This is a genomic window from Alistipes muris, assembly GCF_943193205.1.
Lineage (GTDB): Bacteria > Bacteroidota > Bacteroidia > Bacteroidales > Rikenellaceae > Alistipes > Alistipes muris.
Genome location: NZ_CALPDD010000008.1, coordinates 1 through 17844 on the forward strand (window position 1 = coordinate 1; position 17844 = coordinate 17844).

The 17844-nt window shown below is 57.3% G+C and carries 15 protein-coding genes and 1 tRNA gene; 12 read left to right on the forward strand and 4 right to left on the reverse strand.

What is annotated here, in order from left to right; genetic code table 11:
* Positions 1-34 precede the first annotated feature (34 nt).
* The 4 genes from NFR47_RS05700 to NFR47_RS05715 all read left to right on the forward strand — a co-directional run bounded on the left by NFR47_RS05700 (position 35) and on the right by NFR47_RS05715 (position 6064).
* Positions 35-3181 carry a SusC/RagA family TonB-linked outer membrane protein gene (locus tag NFR47_RS05700; RefSeq protein ID WP_251214609.1) on the forward strand — a complete coding sequence of 1049 codons (3147 nt, stop codon included), beginning with the start codon at positions 35-37 and terminating at the stop codon, positions 3179-3181.
* A gap of 21 nt (positions 3182-3202) precedes the next feature.
* On the forward strand, positions 3203-4792 hold the full coding sequence (locus NFR47_RS05705) for a RagB/SusD family nutrient uptake outer membrane protein (RefSeq protein ID WP_251214610.1): 1590 nt from the start codon (positions 3203-3205) through the stop codon (positions 4790-4792).
* A 33-nt stretch (positions 4793-4825) separates the two neighbouring features.
* The gene (locus NFR47_RS05710; protein ID WP_251214611.1) at positions 4826-5797 is read left to right on the forward strand and encodes a hypothetical protein; all 972 of its coding nucleotides are present in this window, start codon (positions 4826-4828) and stop codon (positions 5795-5797) included.
* Positions 5798-5991: 194 nt separating this feature from the next.
* A tRNA-Phe gene (locus tag NFR47_RS05715) sits at positions 5992-6064 on the forward strand.
* A 156-nt stretch (positions 6065-6220) separates the two neighbouring features.
* Here NFR47_RS05715 and NFR47_RS05720 read toward each other — a convergent pair.
* Positions 6221-7051 (reverse strand): 4Fe-4S binding protein, encoded by an 831-nt coding sequence (locus tag NFR47_RS05720; RefSeq protein ID WP_251214612.1) that lies wholly within the window; start codon positions 7049-7051, stop codon positions 6221-6223.
* Positions 7052-7304: 253 nt separating this feature from the next.
* Between NFR47_RS05720 and NFR47_RS05725 the strand changes: the two genes are divergently transcribed.
* On the forward strand, positions 7305-8591 hold the full coding sequence (locus tag NFR47_RS05725) for an L-cysteine desulfidase family protein (RefSeq protein WP_251214613.1): 1287 nt from the start codon (positions 7305-7307) through the stop codon (positions 8589-8591).
* A gap of 72 nt (positions 8592-8663) precedes the next feature.
* Here NFR47_RS05725 and NFR47_RS05730 read toward each other — a convergent pair whose 3' ends face one another.
* The 3 genes from NFR47_RS05730 to pepE all read right to left on the reverse strand — a co-directional run bounded on the left by NFR47_RS05730 (position 8664) and on the right by pepE (position 11086).
* Entirely contained in the window at positions 8664-9890 is a 1227-nt protein-coding gene (locus tag NFR47_RS05730; RefSeq protein ID WP_251214614.1) for a 3-deoxy-D-manno-octulosonic acid transferase, read from the reverse strand.
* 125 nt (positions 9891-10015) lie between these two features.
* Complete coding sequence (locus NFR47_RS05735; RefSeq protein WP_251214615.1) at positions 10016-10378, reverse strand: YraN family protein; 363 nt, start codon at positions 10376-10378, stop codon at positions 10016-10018.
* 6 nt (positions 10379-10384) lie between these two features.
* Positions 10385-11086 carry a dipeptidase PepE gene (pepE, locus tag NFR47_RS05740; RefSeq protein WP_251214616.1) on the reverse strand — a complete coding sequence of 234 codons (702 nt, stop codon included), beginning with the start codon at positions 11084-11086 and terminating at the stop codon, positions 10385-10387.
* Between the two features lie 176 nt (positions 11087-11262).
* On the opposite strand from pepE, the gene NFR47_RS05745 reads away from it, so the two are divergent.
* From NFR47_RS05745 to NFR47_RS05775, 7 genes are all read left to right on the forward strand, one after another.
* A complete protein-coding gene (locus NFR47_RS05745; protein ID WP_251214617.1) occupies positions 11263-11499 on the forward strand; it encodes an acyl carrier protein in 237 nt (78 codons plus the stop codon).
* A 47-nt stretch (positions 11500-11546) separates the two neighbouring features.
* Positions 11547-12794: a beta-ketoacyl-ACP synthase II gene (fabF, locus tag NFR47_RS05750; RefSeq protein ID WP_251214618.1), complete on the forward strand. Its 1248-nt coding sequence runs from the start codon at positions 11547-11549 to the stop codon at positions 12792-12794.
* Between the two features lie 92 nt (positions 12795-12886).
* On the forward strand, positions 12887-13585 hold the full coding sequence (gene rnc / locus NFR47_RS05755) for a ribonuclease III (RefSeq protein WP_251214619.1): 699 nt from the start codon (positions 12887-12889) through the stop codon (positions 13583-13585).
* A 7-nt stretch (positions 13586-13592) separates the two neighbouring features.
* Entirely contained in the window at positions 13593-14225 is a 633-nt protein-coding gene (locus tag NFR47_RS05760) for a JAB domain-containing protein (protein WP_251214620.1), read from the forward strand.
* 429 nt (positions 14226-14654) lie between these two features.
* Positions 14655-16016 (forward strand): MATE family efflux transporter, encoded by a 1362-nt coding sequence (locus NFR47_RS05765; RefSeq protein ID WP_251214702.1) that lies wholly within the window; start codon positions 14655-14657, stop codon positions 16014-16016.
* 47 nt (positions 16017-16063) lie between these two features.
* Positions 16064-17419 (forward strand): PSP1 domain-containing protein, encoded by a 1356-nt coding sequence (locus NFR47_RS05770; RefSeq protein WP_251214621.1) that lies wholly within the window; start codon positions 16064-16066, stop codon positions 17417-17419.
* Entirely contained in the window at positions 17409-17843 is a 435-nt protein-coding gene (locus NFR47_RS05775) for a hypothetical protein (protein ID WP_251214622.1), read from the forward strand. Before NFR47_RS05770 ends, NFR47_RS05775 begins: the two co-directional genes overlap by 11 nt.
* Position 17844 lies beyond the last annotated feature (1 nt).

A 17844-nucleotide genomic window follows, 5' to 3' on the forward strand; every position in this document is an offset into this window, starting at 1 on the left:
TTTTTATTTTAAAAACCAATTAAAATTAACGTTTATGGTAAGAAAACTTGTACTATCGTTAATTGCGATTCTGGGAGCCGGAGCGTTGTTCGTCGGGGCTCAGAACCGGCAAATATCCGGTACGGTTGCCAATCCCGAGGGTCAGCCGATCGTCGGAGCGACCGTCGTGGTCGACGGTACGTCGGCAGGCACCACCACCGGCTCCAACGGTAAGTTCACCTTGACGGCTCCTGCCGACGCTACGCTGACCGTTTCGTTCATCGGCTACCAGTCGCAGCAGATACCCGTCGCTGGCAAAACCTCCATCGACGTGGTCCTTGCAGAAGATACGCAGGCCATCGACGACGTCATCGTCGTGGCATACGGTACGGCTAAGAAAGAATCGTTTACTGGTTCGGCCGCAGTAATCAAGTCTGAGAATCTCGAAAAACGTGTTGTTTCCAATGTCTCGAAAGCTCTTGAAGGACAAGTTGCCGGTGTGCAGACTACCTCGGGTACAGGTCAGCCGGGATCGAATGCAACCGTTTCTATTCGTGGTTTCGGCTCGATCAATGCCAGTTCGCAGCCGCTTTACGTAGTCGACGGAGTGGCCTATTCCGGGTCGATCAACGCGATCAATCCGGATGACATCGAGGCGATTACCGTGCTCAAAGACGCATCGGCCGGAGCGCTCTATGGTGCCCGTGGTGCCAACGGTGTGATCGTCATTACGACCAAGCGCGGCCGTCAGGGCGATGTGGACGTTAATTTCAAGGCTACGCTCGGCGTATCGTCGCGGGCGATTCCCAATTATGACCTCGTCAATCAGCGCGAGTATGTCGAACTGAACTGGCAGTCGCTTTACAACTCGGCTTATTTTACGGCCGGTTATACCGATGCGGCTGCGCGTCAGTATGCTTCGGCGCGTCTGAGCGGTACGCTGGGTGCCGGTTATAATCCGTTCAAGAATTATAGTTGGGCCGATTTGGTCGATCCTGCTACAGGCAAGGTTCGTGCCGATGCTGTTTCGGCATGGGATGAAAGCTGGATCGACGCAGTGACCGACAATGCGGCGCTCCGTCAGGAATATCAGGCTTCGATTTCGGGCGGTAACAACATTCACCGCGGAAGCATGTCGATTAGTTTCCTTGACGAAGACGGTATTCTCAAATCCACGAATTTTCAGCGCTATACGGGGCGCGTTAGCTACGATACGACGCCCAAGCATTGGTTTTCGGGCGGTATGAACGCCAACTTCGCTCACTCGAAGTCCAACACCAACCGCTATACGGATTCGTCCCAGTCCAACGTGTTCTACTCGGCTCAGCTGATGGCTCCGATCTATCCTGTTTATATGAAGGATGCCGAGGGCAAGAATGTTCTCGATGAGAACGGTAAGAAGCAGTACGATTATGGTGAAGCGCGTCCGCAGGATACCAATACCAATGTGATTGCCGGATTCTATGATGACCCGACGTCGAATACTACGGAGAGCCTTTCGGCCCGTACTTACCTTACGTTCGGCAGCGACAGCGAGAAAGCCGGTGCCTTGCAGGGCTTGAAATTCACGACCAATTTCGGCGTGGATTATCAGATGTCCAACAACATGCAGTATTTCAACCGTCTGCATGGCAACCAGGCATCGAACGGCGGTCTGATTTACAAGTACAATTACCGTTACATGACCTATACGTTCAACCAGCTGTTGACTTACAACCGGACGTTCGCCGACAAACATGAAATCAATGCTCTGTTGGGTCACGAGTTTTATAGCTACGAGGAGAATTACCTTGAGGCCAGCCGTTCGGGTTTGGTGGAAGGTCTCTACGAAGTGGTCGGCGCAACGATCAACTCGGCAGAATCCACTACCAAGGACCATCGGATCGAATCCTACTTCGCACGTCTGAACTACGGTTACGACAACAAGTATTATATCGACGCCAGCTGGCGTACCGACGGTTCGTCGCGTTTTGCGCCCGATACCCGTTGGGGCCATTTCTGGTCGGTCGGCGCTTCGTGGCGTATTTCGCAGGAGAAGTTCCTGAAGAACGTGTCGTGGATCGACAACCTGACTCTCAAGGCTTCGTACGGTGTGCAGGGTAACGAAGGCATTCTTGACGCTTCCGGTTACGACAACTACTACGGTTGGCAGGGTTACTACGATGTCAATTCGACGGGTTCCAGCTATGGTTTCTCTCTGGCCCAGCTGGCGAATCCCAGCCTTACGTGGGAGAAGAACGCCAATCTTAACGTGGGTGTCGAGGCTTCTTTGTTCGGCAGCCGCCTGAATCTGGAGGTCGAATATTACAATCGGAAGACGACGGACATGATTCTGGAGCGTCCGATGGCTTTCTCGAGCGGTTTCGAGTCTTATCTGGACAACATCGGCGAGATGCGCAACACGGGTTGGGAAATTTCGTTGAACGGCGTGCTGATCGACAAACCCGACATGCGTTGGGATGTGACCGTCATGGCCGCTACGCAGAACAACAAGGTGCTCAAGCTGACACCCGAGACGCCCGAAATCGTCGATGGTTCGCGCATCATCCGCGAGGGTCTGCCCATCTATACTTATTATCTGCCTAAGTTCGCAGGTGTCGACCCGGCTACGGGCGTTGCGCTCTATTGGGCTTATGATAAGGACGAGAACGGCAACATCGTCAACGAATACATTACTTCAAATACCGCGAAGGCTTCGGGCAGCCGTTATTACTGCGGCAGTCGTATTCCCGACTTGTTCGGAAGCATCGGTACCAACTTCCGTTGGAAAGGTCTCGACGTTTCGATTCTGACCACCTATTCGATCGGCGGTAAGGTCAACGAAAGCATTTACAGTTCGACGATGAATCCGTTCTATTATGGTCAGACGTTCCATAAACATCAGTTGCGTGCATGGAAGCAGCCGGGCGATATTACCGATGTTCCGCGCGTAGAGGTGGGTACGAGCAGTATTTCTTCGGACCGCTTCCTTGTCGACGCTTCGTATTTTGCCATCAAGAATATCACGGTAGGTTATACGATTCCTCGCAAGGCGTCCAGTTTCATTGGTATGAAGAGCGTGCGTGTGTACTGCTCGCTGGATAATCTGGCTCTTTTTACCCACATGAAAGGTATGAATCCTACCTATTCGCTGACTGGTTCGACGAGTTTCGTTTATACGCCGTCGCGCAGTTTCGTGGCTGGTTTGGACATCAAATTTTAATTTTAACCGGAGATCAAGATTATGAAAAGAATATTTTTGTTGAGTATCGCAGCCTCCCTCGTGTTCTCCTGCTCGAAGGATTCGTTGGAGACGTTCCCCGGGAACAAGGTGCCGGGAGACGTGGTCTACGGTAGCGTCGACAATGCCAAGTCGGCATTGACTGGTACGCTGGCCAATCTGGGCCGTGGCGGTTGGCAGGGCGACTATAGTTCGGGTATCGGTTTCGGCTTGACCGAGACTTATCTGACCGGCGATGCGCTGGGTGAAGACTACGTGCTTTCGGGTTCGGGTTCGGGCTGGATGTGGCAGACCTATTCGTACAGCATCAAAAGTTGGTTCGACGATCCTCGTTTGCAGTGTGCTACGACATGGAATTGTTATTATACCACTATCAATTCGTGCAATAACCTGATCGGTTCAGGCGAGTTGCTTTCGGAGTCGGATCAAGGCAAGTATATTTTGGGACAAGCCTATGTTTTGCGTGCTTTCTGCTACCATATGCTCGCCCAGGTCTATGCCCGTGCTTATTTCTATTATCCCGATGATTTGTGCGTTCCGGTTTATCTGGATCCTACGACTTCCGAGACCAAGGGCGCTGCGCGTTCGACCAACAAGTATGTTTACGAAGAAGCTATTTATCCCGATTTGACTGTCGGTATCGGTTTGCTGGAAGCGGCTCAAAATGCCGGTATTGTCCGCAGCGACAAGACCGAAATCGACTACTATGTGGCCAACGGTATCAAGGCTCGTGTTGCTTTGACGATGCACCGGTGGGAGGATGCTGTCAAGGCTGCCGACGAAGCGTTGAAAGGCTATGCCGGTAAGGAGACACTCACTGCGGCTCAGCTTGCCAGTGGCATGAATGATGTGACGGCTTTGCCCAGCGTAATGTGGGGCGAAGTCAAGACGACCGACAACTACGGTATGTATCTCTCGTTCCACTCGCAGATGGACGCAGGCCATGACGGTTACGCCCAAAAAGCCCGTCGTTGCTGCACTGCATGGCTTTGGAACCGCATGAGTGCGACCGATGCGCGCCGTGCATGGTGGTTGGGGAATTTCGACAATGCCAAATATGCGGCTTCGGGTGAGGCTATTCGTTATTGCCAGGTGAAGTTCAAGTTCAAGGGCGATTCTTGGTTGGGTGATTATATTTATATGCGTGCTGAGGAAATGTTGCTGACGGCAGCCGAGGCTTATTGCCAGCAGGGCAACGATGCGCAGGCCCGAGTTTATCTGAATCGCCTGATGGCCAACCGCGACAGCGCTTACACGGGTTCGTCGAAGTCGGGCAAGGAGCTCGGTACTTTGTCCGCAGGCAGCGACGGCGCCGGTACTACGGGTTCGTTGCTCGAGGAGATTCTCATTCAGCGGCGCATCGAGTTGTGGGGCGAGTATGGCCGTCTGTTCGACATCAAGCGTCTGGGACAGGGTTTCAAGCGCACGAAGGTCGATGAGGCCGACAACCCCGATTTCGATCCCGCATCGTTGATTCCGTCCCGCGATACGCAGACGCCCGGTACTTTCGCATGGATTCTCCTCCTTCCGCAGAAGGAATTGGACGGTAATCCCAATATCGTGCAGAATCCGCTCGGCGATACCGCAGAATAAATTCAAGGTCAAATGATATTAAACTCACACGATATGAAAAACGTCGTTAAAAAGTGCTTTGCTGCCGCTCTTCTGCTTTCGGTCATCGGGGGAGGGAGTTGCAACAAGGACCAGGAGGTCGCCAAGTTCGATCCTTCGGGCGAAAACTCCGAACTGGCTTATTTTGCCAGCGCTGAAACTTCGGTTTCGTTCGATCCCGCAGCAGAGGGTGTGCAGACCGTAGTGCTCGATTTGTTGCGTCAGAATGCTGCCGGAGAGTTTACCGTGGCTCTTTCGGTTTCCGGCAACGTCGATCTGATCGGTGTCCCCGAAACCGTTACTTTCAAAGCTGGGGAGTACAAAACCCCGGTTGTGCTCGAAGTGCTTACTGAGGAGTTTGTTCCGGGTTCCAATTATTCCGTGAAAATTACGGCGGTCAATCCGGAAGTTGATCCCGAAACGCAAAGTTCCAGTCAGATCGGTACCAAGAACGTCTCTTTTGTCTTCAGCGCTTCACTCGTGCTCAATTGGCAGCCTTGTTATATACTCAAGGATTTTTCAAAATTGCTTTCCAGCGAATTGACCGAAGCCGATTATGTGCTCGGTGCCAATGGCAGTCCCGTTCTGCAGGGTGGTGTGTATGCCTACAATTTCTGGTGGGAAGGTGAGGATAATGAGCCGAAACTTGAGCGTGCCGCAGGTACTAATACATTCCGATTGACCAATTGGGGCGGCGGTGTCAATTTCATCTTCTCAGTCGATCCATCGAAGACGGTCACTGTGGATGGCAAGGAGTATGCGTCAGTCATCGTTTCCGACCAGTATATCGGCTCCGATCACTCGGACTACGGCAAGGTCTATGTTTGCGACGGTCAAACTTTCAACCCGAACAAGTACCCCGCCAGCACATATCCCAGTTATTGGGACGGCGGACAGACATTCGTCTTCCATCTGATGTACTTTGTGAGTGCCGGTACTTTCGGTGATCCGGCTCGCGAAACGTTCGTCATGGCAGACGGTAAATAGCTTTCCGGTTATGTGTTCAAGAGGGCTTCCCGATAAGGAAGCTCTCTTTTTTGTTGGGTGCAGGTTGTTTTTGCGACAGGTTTTTCGGACGAATAGTGGTTTATTTTGCATAAATTTTGTTTTCGGATTTGCAAATTCAAAATTTATTCCTACCTTTGTGCCACGATAATACGGTTATCCGTTCTTATCCGGATGGTGCCATAGCTCAGTTGGTAGAGCAAAGGACTGAAAATCCTTGTGTCCCTGGTTCGATTCCCGGTGGTACCACAGCCGAAAGCCGCTTACGAAAGTAGGCGGCTTTTTCGTTTACTCGTCGGCGAGCGCCAGGTGAAGGATGGGGTAGGGCTTGCCGGAGGGGTCAAGCGGTCAGCGCATCGAGTTCCGTGGCTGTGGGACGGGCAAGGCGTTCTATCGAGGTTGTTTTCATAGCAAGGTGACGGGCGGTTTGCGCCGGGAGAAATTGCGGGCCAGGGCGTCGGCGAAGGGCGTTTCGTAGCTCCGTGCTCCGGTTGGGCAGCCTTTGACGCAGGCGCAGCAGCGGATGCAGCGCTGCGGGTCGGTGTGCAGCTCGTCGCCGCGTGCGATGGCTTGCGTCGGGCAGAGCGCTGCGCAGCGGCCGCACCGGGTGCAACGTGCGGCGTCGACGACGGGGATGCGTACAACCGGATTTTTGCGCTGCCGGCGCCGATAGGCCAGCACGAAGCGGATAAATCGCAGCAGGGAGAGCAGGGACGTTCGGGGTGTTTTCAGCCGGGCAGCGTCGACGGTTGCAGGCTGTTCTGCGCGCAGTTTGGCCCGGATGTTTGCGCCGAATGCGGTTGCGACGGCCATGTCGTCGGCATCGGGGCGTCCGGCGGCAATCGGAGCGGCGGGGCTGCTGTACGAGTGTTCGCCCACGAATGCCGCCGCGGCAATGGGGCGGAATCCGTGGCGGCGGGCGAATTCCGCCAGTTCGACGGCGGCCTTTCCGAAATCGCGGTTGCCGTAGACGACTGCGATTATTGCAGGGGTGTCGTTGCCACGGATTTCGGCCAGCCGCTCGAAAGCCAAGGGCGGAATATGGCCGCCGTAGACGGGTGCCGCAAGGAGGGCGACCGTGTCGGGCCCGAACGTCAGAGCCGGAGCCTTGGCGTGGGTCAGGTCGGTCGCGATGACGGGACAGCCTTCTGCGGCCGCTTGCGCAATGGCATCGGCTACGCGGCGGGTGGTGCCTGTCGGCGAGAAAAAGAGCGTGCGGATTTCGGAGGGTTGCATGGTCGTCGGTTTTTCGCCGTAAAGATACGGTTTCTGCGGATTATTTCGTATCTTTAACTTCGCTGAAGATACTCCCGCTCGGCAAAATGCGAATGAATTTGCTTTTGCCCTCGCTTATTCGTATCTTTAACTCCGTTTTAGATACTGCGCCTCGGAAAAAAGGCAAGTAAACTTGCTTTTTTCGCTCGACTTATTCGTATCTTTGACTTTGCCGAAGATTCGTTTTTTTCGGCAAAAAGCAAACACAGCTGCCATGATTCCGCAACCCGAACGCCAACAAATCATCGACCTGATCCGCCGCGAAGTCGTTCCGGCCATCGGCTGCACCGAGCCCATCGCCGTGGCTCTTTGCACCGCCCGGGCCGCCGAACTGCTCGGTGCGCTGCCCGAAAAAATCGCGGTGCGGCTGAGCGCCAACATCCTCAAGAACGCCATGGGCGTGGGGATTCCCGGTACGGGGATGATCGGTCTGCCGATTGCCGTGGCGCTGGGCGCTTCGGTCGGACGTTCGCAGTACGGGTTGGAGGTGCTGCGCGACGTGACGCCCGAAGCCGTGGAGCAGGGGCGTGTCTATATCGACGAAAAGCGCATTTCAATCGGTCTCAAGGAGGGCATTGCCGAGAAACTCTATATCGAAATCGAGGCCGAAGCTGCCGGGCATCGGGCCGTGGCTGTCATTGCCGGAGGGCATACCCGGTTCGTCTATCTGGAGCGCGACGGGGTGGCGGAGCTCGACGAGCGTAGGTCCGGAGCGGCGGAGCAGGAGACAGACGGGGTGCCGCTGTCGTTGCAGCGGGTGTGGGATTTCGCCATGACGGCACCGCTCGACGAAATTCGTTTCATCCTCGAAACGCGGCGGCTCAACAAGGCGGCGGCCGAACGGTCGTTCAGCGGCGAATTCGGCCATTGCGTCGGCCGGACCCTGCGGCGCGAGCGCGAACTGAAAGTCATCGGCGACAGCATTTTCTCGCGGATTCTTTCCTACACCTCCGCTGCGTGCGACGCGCGGATGGCCGGGGCGATGATTCCCGTCATGAGCAATTCGGGCAGCGGCAACCAGGGCATCGCGGCAACGCTTCCGGTGGTGGTTTACGCCGAGGAGACGGGGGCCGACGAGGAGCGGACGATTCGTGCGCTGACCCTCAGTCATCTGACGGTCATCTACATCAAGCAGAGTTTGGGCCGCTTGTCGGCATTGTGCGGCTGCGTGGTTGCGGCTACCGGGTCGAGCTGCGGCATCGTCTATCTGATGGGCGGCGGTTATGCGCAGGCCGCGGCCGCCGTGAAGAACATGATTGCCAATCTGACGGGCATGATTTGCGACGGAGCCAAACCCAGCTGCGCCATGAAGCTCACGAGCGGCGTTTCGACGGCGGTTCTGTCGGCCCTGATGGCGATGGACGGCCATTGCGTGACGCCCGTGGAGGGCATCATCGACGAGGACGTCGACCGCTGTATCCGCAATCTGACCGACATCGGGCGCGACGGCATGAACGAAACCGACCGTCTCGTGCTGAATATCATGACCAACAAGTGCTGAGCGATACGCTGAAACAGAAAAAAGTCTCTTCCGCGCGACGGAGGAGACTTTTTTTGTGGCCGAAGCGCCCGTTTACTGGAAAATCGTGCGGAGAATCAGGGCCGTGGCGCCTTGGTGGCTGGTGGTGTAGTCGCGGGCGATACGGCTGGTTTTCTGCAGGAAGCCGGGGTTGTCGCGCAGAGGGATGAACCACGCGAGCAGCTGGTCGTAGTTTTCGACGGGGCAGGCGGCGCTCAGCGTCGCCAGGTCGCGGGCTTCCTTGAATTTCTGGTAGTTGGGGCCGAACGCGATGGGCAGGCCGAACGTGGCGGCTTCGAGCGTGTTGTGAATGCCTACGCCGAATCCGCCGCCGATATAACCCCATGCGGCGTAGCCGTAGACCGACGAGAGAAGTCCCACGGTGTCGAGAATCAGCAGCTGCTTCGAGCCGTAGCCCGTGCTCGGCGTGCAGGCCGTATAGCGCAGGGCGCCGCCGCGGGTCTGTTCCATGAGCCGGGCGATGCGGCCTTCCTCCATTTCGTGGGGCGCGATTAGGAATTTCACGTCGGGATTGTCGTTCATCAGCCGAATCAGCAGTTCTTCGTCCGGGCCCCATGTCGAACCTGCGACGAACAGCCTTTTGTCGCCCTTGAAGCGCTCCACGACGTCGATTTTGCGGGCCGCCCGGGCGATTTCGGCCACCCGGTCGAAGCGCGTGTCGCCTGCGACCACCGTGTTGTCGAATCCCAGTTCGCCCAGCAGCCGTTTCGATTCCTCGTTCTGCACGAACATGGCGTCGAAGGCTTCGAGCGCCTGCCGCCACATGCCGCCGTAGGGGCGGAAGAAAATCGAATCGGGCCGGAAGATGGCCGAGACGACATAGGTGCGGACCTTGCGGCGGCGCAGTTCCTTGAGCAGGTTGAGCCAGAATTCGTATTTTACGAAGACGGCGATTTCGGGGTGTGCGATGTCGAGGAAGCGCCGGGCGTTGCGCGGCGTGTCGATGGGCAGGTAGAAGATGTAGTCGGCCCCTTTGTAGTTCTTGCGGATTTCGTAGCCCGAGGGCGAGAAGAAGGTGAGCAGAATCTTGTATTCGGGGTGTTCGCGGCGCAGTTGTTCGAGGATGGGGCGCCCCTGCTCGAATTCGCCGAGCGACGCCGCGTGGAGCCATACGATGCGGGCGTCGGGGTCGATCGCCTGCTTCATGCGCTTGAAAAGGCCGCGGCGCCCTTCGGTCCACAGGCGGGCTTTCGGCATCCGGAGGCCGGCCAGACGGATGAGCCATGCGTAAATCCGCAGTCCCAGATTGTAGAAAAACATGGTGCTTCTCGGTAGTGCGTTTTGCGGCGCCGGGCGGTCCGGCGACCGCTCCGCTGCTGCGAAGTTTTTTATATAGAACAAAGATAGCATATTTTGTCGGAAATGCAAAATAGCCGGGCAGTTTCTCACCAATGGCATTCCATGGCCCGTTCGACCAGCTCCACGCGGGCCGTGCCGTCGGGAGCCAGTTCCACGGCCGCGAGGTCGAACTGCACCTCCATGTCGCAGTTCGTCGCGGTGATGTAGCAGCTCGCGGCCCGGCGCAGCGCCCGGAATTTCTGCGGCGTGATGGCGGCTTCCGGCGGGGTGAGCGAGCCTTGGCGGCGGGTTTTCACTTCGACGATGTGCAGCGTGAACTCCTTCTGCGCCACAATGTCGAGTTCGTAGCGTCCGTGCCGCCAGTTGAGCGCACGGATTTCATAGCCCGCACGGCGCAGATGGTCCGCCGCGGCCTGTTCGCCGGCCCGGCCCGTTTCGGAGGTGGTCATACCTATTTATAATAGGAACGACAGGTCGTCGCCCGCCTTGACCTCGAACGGTTCCTGACCCTTCTTGAAAATGCGCATCGGGCGTTGGCCTATCAGTTCGAGCCGGTCGTCTTCGTAGCGGAGCATGCACCCCTCGCGCAGCCCTGCGACCCAGCGGCGCGGGTTGGCTTCGATGAATTCGAGGATGCGCTGTTCGCGGGTTTCGCCCGCGTGGCCTGCGGGGTTGGCGTCCAGGTAGTGGGGATTGATCTGGAACTTCACAGCGCCGATGGCCCGGAACGAGCGGGGTTCGACGATGGGCATGTCGTTGGTCGTCGAAATCGTCGGGCAGCAGACATTGCTTCCGGCCGACCAGCCCACGTAGGGTATTCCGGCCCGGATGCGGTCGCGGATGGCCTGCATCAGTCCCTGTTCCTGCATCTTCTTGGCCAGCGCGAAGGTGTTGCCGCCGCCCACGCAGATCGCTTCGGCCCGGCGGATTGCACGGGCCGGGTCGACCGCCCGGTGGACCGAGCGCACGCGGATGCCCAGTTCGGCGAAGCGGGCGGCCACACGGCGTTCGTATTCGGCGTAGGAGAATGTCACGGCGGCATAGGGCACGAACGCTATTTCACGGACATCGTCGAGGAAACGCCCGATTTCGGGCAGCGGATAGCGCAGGTACTCCTCGCCGGCGTTGGTCGAATTGGAAATCAGAAGAAGTTTCATAAGGCGGTGGTTTTGAATCCCTTAATTTTGAAATTGTGCTGAATGTCCGAATTATTGTGAACAAAAATTTTCGGGGTTTTGTCAAAAGTAATAAAAAAAGTGTTACTTTTGCGCACAACTACGTCGGAAATAAAATTTTGTTTCCTAAATAATTGTTTAACTAAAAACTTAAAATTATGTCAGAAGTTCAAGCTAAAGTTGTCGAGATCATCGTAGACAAACTGGGTGTCAAGGAGACGGAAGTAGTACCCGAAGCCAGCTTCACCAACCACCTGGGCGCCGATTCGCTCGACACTGTGGAACTGATCATGGAGTTCGAGAAGGCTTTCGATATTCAGATTCCCGACGAGGACGCTGAGAAGATCGCCACCGTAGGCGACGCGATCAGCTACATCGAGGAGCACAAGAAATAATTTCCCCCGCTTAATTCAATTCACACGACAATAAGGTTTTTCGTTTTATGGCAGAAAGAAGAGTAGTCGTCACGGGTATCGGTACGATCAACCCGCTCGGCAATAATATCGAGGAGTATTTCCGGAATCTGGAGAAAGGTGTCAGCGGTGCCGCGCCCATTACTCACTTCGATGCCGAAAAATTCAAGACCCGTTTTGCCTGTGAAGTGAAAAATTACGACCCGAACCAGTATTTCGACCGCAAGGAGGTACGCAAGTACGACCTTTTCACGCAGTATGCCCTCATCGCGGCCACGCAGGCCGTCGAGGACGCGGCGTTCGATTTCGACAAGCTCGACAAGGAGCGCGCAGGCGTAATCTGGGCTTCGGGTATCGGAGGACTCAAATCGTTCTTCGACGAATGTCTGGGCTACGCCGAGGGGGGTATGACCCCTCGGTTTAGCCCGTTCTTCATTCCCCGCATGATTTCCGACATCGCTGCCGGATTCATCTCCATGAAGTACGGTTTCATGGGTCCCAATTACTGCACCGTCTCGGCGTGCGCTTCTTCCAACCACGGTCTTATCGCCGCTTTGGAGGCCATCCGTTACGGCAAGGCCGATGTCATGATTACGGGCGGTTCTGAGGCTGCGGTCAACGAGCCGTCGGTCGGCGGTTTCAATTCGATGCAGGCCCTCTCCACCCGCAACGACGATCCCGGGCACGCTTCGCGTCCTTTCGACAAGGACCGCGACGGTTTCGTGGTCGGCGAGGGTGCCGGTGCGCTCGTGCTCGAAGAGTTGGAGCATGCCAAGGCTCGCGGCGCCAAGATTTACTGCGAGTTCGTCGGCGGCGGCGAGTCGGCCGACGCCCACCACTTCACGGCTCCCCACCCCGAGGGTATCGGCGCCATGAAGTCGATGCGCGACGCCATCAAGGACGCCGGCATCAGCCCCGAGGAGGTGGACTACGTCAATGTGCACGGTACTTCGACCCCGCTGGGCGACATTGCCGAGCTCAAGGCCGTCAAGGGCGTGTTGGGCGACCATGTCTACGACATCAACATCTCCTCTACCAAGTCGATGACCGGCCACTTGCTGGGTGCTACGGGTGCCGTCGAGGCGCTGGCCTGCATCATGGCCATCACCAAGGGAATCATTCCCCCGACTATCAATTGCGAGAACCGCGATCCGGAGATCGATCCCAAGCTGAACCTTACGCTCGACAAGCCGCAGCACCGCGAGGTGAAGTGCGCACTGAGCAATACGTTCGGTTTCGGCGGCCACAACGCTACGGTCGTTTTCCGGAAGTTCTAACCCTCGTCCCGCCCGCCGTGTTGGATTTTCTGCTGCGTCCTCTGCGGAGGAGCTTCGGCCGGGACAAGGCGTATTACACAATGGTCGATGAGATGTTCGGGTTCGTCCCGCACAACATCGAACTCTACAAGCTGGCTTTGGTTCACAAGTCAGCTTCTTTGGTTTTGGAGGACGGGCAGTCCATCAACAACGAGCGGCTCGAGTTTTTGGGCGATGCCGTCATCGAGGCTGTCACCTCCGATTTCCTGTTCATCGAGTTTCCCGGCCACGACGAGGGGTTTCTCACCAAGATGCGGGCCCGCATCGTCTCGCGGCAGTCGCTCAACGCGTTGGCCGTGCATGTCGGGCTCGACAGGCATGTCATTTCCAACGGCGGGGTAGCTTTCATCCAGAAGCATATCTTCGGCGACGCGTTCGAGGCTATGATGGGGGCCGTGTACCTCGACCAGGGTTATGAGTTCGTCAATCGTTTGCTTATCAATAATATATACAGGCGTTTCCTCAATGTCGACGAGCTGACCCTTTCCGAGACCGATTATAAAAGCCGTCTGATCGAGTGGTGCCAGAAGCATCATCGGCAGGTGCTTTTCCGCACCGAGCACGACAAGGGTTATGCGCCCAATCATCCCGTGTTTTTCGCCACGGTGTTGGTCGACGGCATCGAGGTGGGCCACGGGTCGGGCGATTCCAAGAAGGAGGCTGAGCAGCAGGCGGCGTTTTCCGTGGCCGAGTATATGAGCGACGAGCAGTGCGCATCGTTGCTCGACCGGGTGGACAGGCTTACCAATTGATCCGGTCGTGAAAAATCTGTACGACAAATTGGCGGCGCGCGGCGCGGCATCCTTGACCGACAAGGAGCTGCTCACGTTGCTGACCGACGACGAGCTGACTGCCGAGGCTTTGTTGAAGGCTTCGGGCGGTTCGTTGGTGCGCCTGGGTTCCGCGGAGTTGGCGCGCCTGCGGATGATGGGCGGCCTGGGGCTGCGGCGGGCCCGGTTGTTGGTGGCTGCCGCCGAGTTCGGCCGTCGGGCCGCTGCCATGCAGGTGCAGGAAGCCGAAACCCTCTCGAACACCGAGGACGTGGTGCGTTATTTCCGGCCCCGGCTCGAAAAGCTCGATCACGAGGAGTGCTGGGCCGTTTACCTGACCTCTTCCAACCGCATTTTGGAGAGTTGGCGCATCAGCCAGGGCGGGGTGCAGGCTACGATTGTCGACCATCGGATCATCATCAAGCGCGCCCTTGAATTGTTGGCCACGCGGCTGGTCCTTATCCACAATCATCCCTCCGGTTCCGCCGAGGTCAGCGACGACGACAAGCTGTTGACCAAGCGCATTCTGCGCGCTGCCGGCTTCTTCGACATCCGCGTGCTCGACCATATCATCATTGCCCGCGAGGGGTACTTCTCTTTCCGTCAGTCCAAGATGTTGTAGCCGTCGACTTGTTGTTTCGGCTGGTTGTGGGGCTTCCGTGCTTTGTTCGGAGTGAATAGTGGTAAATAGGGAATAATTGGAAAGATATGTCATGTTGAGCGATAGCGAAACATCTTCCCTATTGATCAGGTAGATTCTTCGCTTGGTTTAGGCAGGCGGCGGCTCGGCCCGGCTAAGAGCCGGGTTTTATGGATTGTGTCGGCAGCGAATTAATATATTTCGTTTGCTTTTCCTCTCGCCTTGCACTTTACCTACGCTCCGCTTGGTTTAGGTAGGCGGCGGCTCGGCAATGCCCAAATAAATTTGGCATTGCGCTCGCCTTGCACTACATTGCGAGAGTTGAACTCTCGCTTAGATAGGCTGCGGCTCGGGAAAATGCCAACTTCGTTTGCTTTTCCTCTCGCCTTGCACTACCTTTGTCCCCCTATGCTGTACAATTTTGCGAAATACCGGGAACAATACAAAGCCAATCTGAAACTGGCCCTGCCTGTCGTACTGACGCAGGTGGGACAAATCCTTACGCAGGTTGCCGACAACCTGATGGTCGGCCGCTACGGCGGCGAAGACCCCCTGCCGCTGGCCGCCGTGTCGTTCGGCGGTTCGGTCTTCTTCATCCTCTGCATCGCCGCCATCGGGCTGGCGCTGGGTATGACGCCGCTGGTCGGCGAGCTTTTCGTGCAGGGCGAGCACAAGCGTTCGGCGGCCTTGTTGCAGAACGGCATTCTGTTCTATACGTTGCTCGGCGTCGGGTTGTCGCTCGTGCAGTTCGCCGCGATTCCGTTGCTTTACCACCTCGGCCAGCCCGTCGAAGTGGTCGATATGGCCGTGCCTTATTACCGGATGCTCGTTTACAGCATGCCGTTGATGATGCTCTTCTTCGCGTTCAAGCAATTCCTTGAGGGTGTGGGCAATACCAAGGTCGAGATGGTCGTCACGATTATCGCCAACCTGGCCAATATCGCTTTCAACTGGGTCTTCATCTACGGCCGTTACGGATTTCCCGAAATGGGGGCCCAAGGGGCCGGATTGGGTACGCTGCTCTCGCGGACGATTGCGCCCGTGCTGATGATAGGCTACTTCTGTTCTCGTCCCGTTTACCGGGCTTATTTGCAGGGTTTTTCGCCCCGGCGTTATTCGTGGTCGACGGTGCGGAAGCTGCTTCGCATGGGCTTGCCCATTTCGTTGCAGATGTTCCTCGAATCGTCGGCGTTCGTCGGTACGAGCGTGATGATGGGGTGGTTCGGCACGCAGGCCATCAGCGCCAACCAGATTGCCATTACGTTGGGCAACTGCGCTTTCATGATCGTCATGTCCATCGGCGCGGCCACCACCATCCGTATTTCGCACTGCTATGGCGTCCGCAACATCGCCGAGTTGTCGTTGGCGGCCAAGGCGTCGTACCACCTGGTGTTGGCGTGGAATTTCTTTGCGGCCTTGGTTTTCATTACATTGCGCGGGTGGATTCCCACGCTTTTCACTTCCAACCCCGAGGTCATCGCCATTACTTCGCAGCTGTTGATTTTCGCCGCGCTTTACCAGCTTTCGGACGGGGTGCAGAACGTGTCGGTGGGTATCCTGCGCGGTATCCAGGACGTGAAAATCATCATGCCCATCGCTTTCATTTCCTATTGGCTGCTCAATCTGCCGGTGGGGTATCTTTTCGGCTTCACGCTCGGCATGGGGCCGTCGGGGCTGTTCCTCGGGTTCTCGTTCGGGCTTTCGATGGCCGCCCTGCTGATGATCGTGCGCATCCGGCGGAGCGTCAGAAAGCTCTATACGCAGGCGGCGTAATTGCACAGTTCGCTTTTTTTGTGTAACTTTACACAAAATATCGTCCCATGGATTCCGAAAAACAGCATACCTGCAAGTTCCAACCCGAAATCGGCCGCGGCTGCGCCTTTTGCAACGAGGGCGACGAGCCCGAGGCACAGCCTTGCGGCGGGTGTCTCAAGTTGCACGAGACCGATTGGCTGGAGGAGTATCCCGACAACGTGCCGACCGACATCTTCGAGGTCCGGTTCAAGAATACGCGCCGTTCGTTCTACCAGAATGTCAACAACCTTCCCCTCAAAAAGGGTGACATCGTGGCGGTCGAGGCTTCGCCCGGCCACGACATAGGCGTCATCTCGCTCACGGGCGACATGGTGGCCCGGCAGATGCGCCGCACGGGCTTCACTCCCTATAACGGCGAGTACAAGAAAATCTATCGCAAGGCCAAGCCCTACGACATCGAGCGGTGGCAGGAGGCCATCGCCTTGGAGCACGAGACGATGATTCTCTCGCGTCAGATTGCCGCCGACATGGGGCTCAACATGAAAATCGGCGACGTCGAGTACCAGGGCGACAAAATCAAGGCCATCTTCTATTACATCGCCGACGAGCGCGTCGATTTCCGCGAGCTCATCAAGGTCTTCGCCGAGCGGTTCCATATCCGCATCGAGATGAAGCAGATCGGTGCCCGGCAGGAGGCGGGGCGCATCGGCGGCATCGGGGCCTGCGGCCGCGAGTTGTGCTGTACGTCGTGGATTTCCAATTTTTCGAGCGTCACCACCGGGGCCGCCCGGGCGCAGGACATCTCGCTCAACCCGCAGAAGCTGGCCGGGCAGTGTTCCAAGCTCAAGTGCTGCATGATGTACGAGTACGACACCTACGTCGATGCCCGCAAGGCGTTCCCGCGGTTGCGCGAGCCGTTGCAGACCATCGACGGCGAGTGGTTCCTCGTCAAGACCGACGTGTTGGCCGGGACGATGACTTTCTCTTCGTCCAAGGATACGTTGGCCAATCTGACCACGCTTTCCGTGCCGCGGGTCCGGGAAATCATGGCGCTGAACCAGGAGGGCAAGAAGGTCGACCGATTGCAGCATGCCGACGACATTCCTGCCGCCAGCGGCGAGCCGACCTATGGGGCCGGTTCGGTCGAGGACAGCATCACCCGTTTCGATAAGAGCAAGCGCCGCAGGCACGGCCGTAATAGTCGGGGCGAGCGCCAGCCGGGGCAGCCGCAGGGGGCCGACGGCGAGCGGCAGCACAGCGGTCGGCAGGCGCACGATAACGGCGGCGCTCCGCGTTCCAATAACAGCGGTTCCCGTTCCCACGGTGGCCGTCGCAACGACCGCAGCCGTTTCCGCGGCAATCGTCAGCAGGGCGAGCGCATGCGTTCCGGCCGGGACGAAAAGGACGGCGGTGAGAACTAAGTGGATACGGACGGCGTTGGCCGTCGTCGCATTGCTTTCGGCTGCCTGCCGGACGCCCCATCGGTCGGTGGCGGCGGACGTCGACCCGTTGGGATGGAGCGGGGCGGCCGAGTTGACGGTGCCGAATTCCGATACGCTCGCCCGGTGCGACCTGTCGTTTTTCCTGCGCTTCGACCCTCGGTTCAAGGACGATACGCTGACTTTGCATGTTGAGGTGCGCACGCCCGATTCGTTGCTTTTCGCCGAGCCGTTTCTCTTTTGTGCGACGCACGTGCGCCATCCCGCGGCGGTCTTCCACGAATCGGCGGCGGTCTATCGCAGGCGGGCGGTTTTCGGCCGCAGCGGCGACTACCGTTTTTCGGTGACCCCTGCCCGCAGGGTCGTGGGCGTCGAAGCCGTGGGGCTGTATGTAGAGACCAAGTAAG

Bases quoted from the DNA above. Each gene is read 5' to 3' on its own strand.
- NFR47_RS05710 (WP_251214611.1), top strand. From the start codon at position 4,826: ATGAAAAACGTCGTTAAAAAGTGCTTTGCTGCCGCTCTTCTGCTTTCG.
- fabF (WP_251214618.1), top strand. From the start codon at position 11,547: ATGGCAGAAAGAAGAGTAGTCGTCACGGGTATCGGTACGATCAACCCG.
- pepE (WP_251214616.1), bottom strand. From the start codon at position 11,086: ATGAAACTTCTTCTGATTTCCAATTCGACCAACGCCGGCGAGGAGTAC.
- NFR47_RS05725 (WP_251214613.1), top strand. From the start codon at position 7,305: ATGATTCCGCAACCCGAACGCCAACAAATCATCGACCTGATCCGCCGC.
- NFR47_RS05735 (WP_251214615.1), bottom strand. From the start codon at position 10,378: ATGACCACCTCCGAAACGGGCCGGGCCGGCGAACAGGCCGCGGCGGAC.
- NFR47_RS05745 (WP_251214617.1), top strand. From the start codon at position 11,263: ATGTCAGAAGTTCAAGCTAAAGTTGTCGAGATCATCGTAGACAAACTG.
- NFR47_RS05770 (WP_251214621.1), top strand. From the start codon at position 16,064: ATGGATTCCGAAAAACAGCATACCTGCAAGTTCCAACCCGAAATCGGC.
- NFR47_RS05705 (WP_251214610.1), top strand. From the start codon at position 3,203: ATGAAAAGAATATTTTTGTTGAGTATCGCAGCCTCCCTCGTGTTCTCC.
- NFR47_RS05700 (WP_251214609.1), top strand. From the start codon at position 35: ATGGTAAGAAAACTTGTACTATCGTTAATTGCGATTCTGGGAGCCGGA.
- NFR47_RS05720 (WP_251214612.1), bottom strand. From the start codon at position 7,051: ATGCAACCCTCCGAAATCCGCACGCTCTTTTTCTCGCCGACAGGCACC.
- rnc (WP_251214619.1), top strand. From the start codon at position 12,887: ATGTTCGGGTTCGTCCCGCACAACATCGAACTCTACAAGCTGGCTTTG.
- NFR47_RS05730 (WP_251214614.1), bottom strand. From the start codon at position 9,890: ATGTTTTTCTACAATCTGGGACTGCGGATTTACGCATGGCTCATCCGT.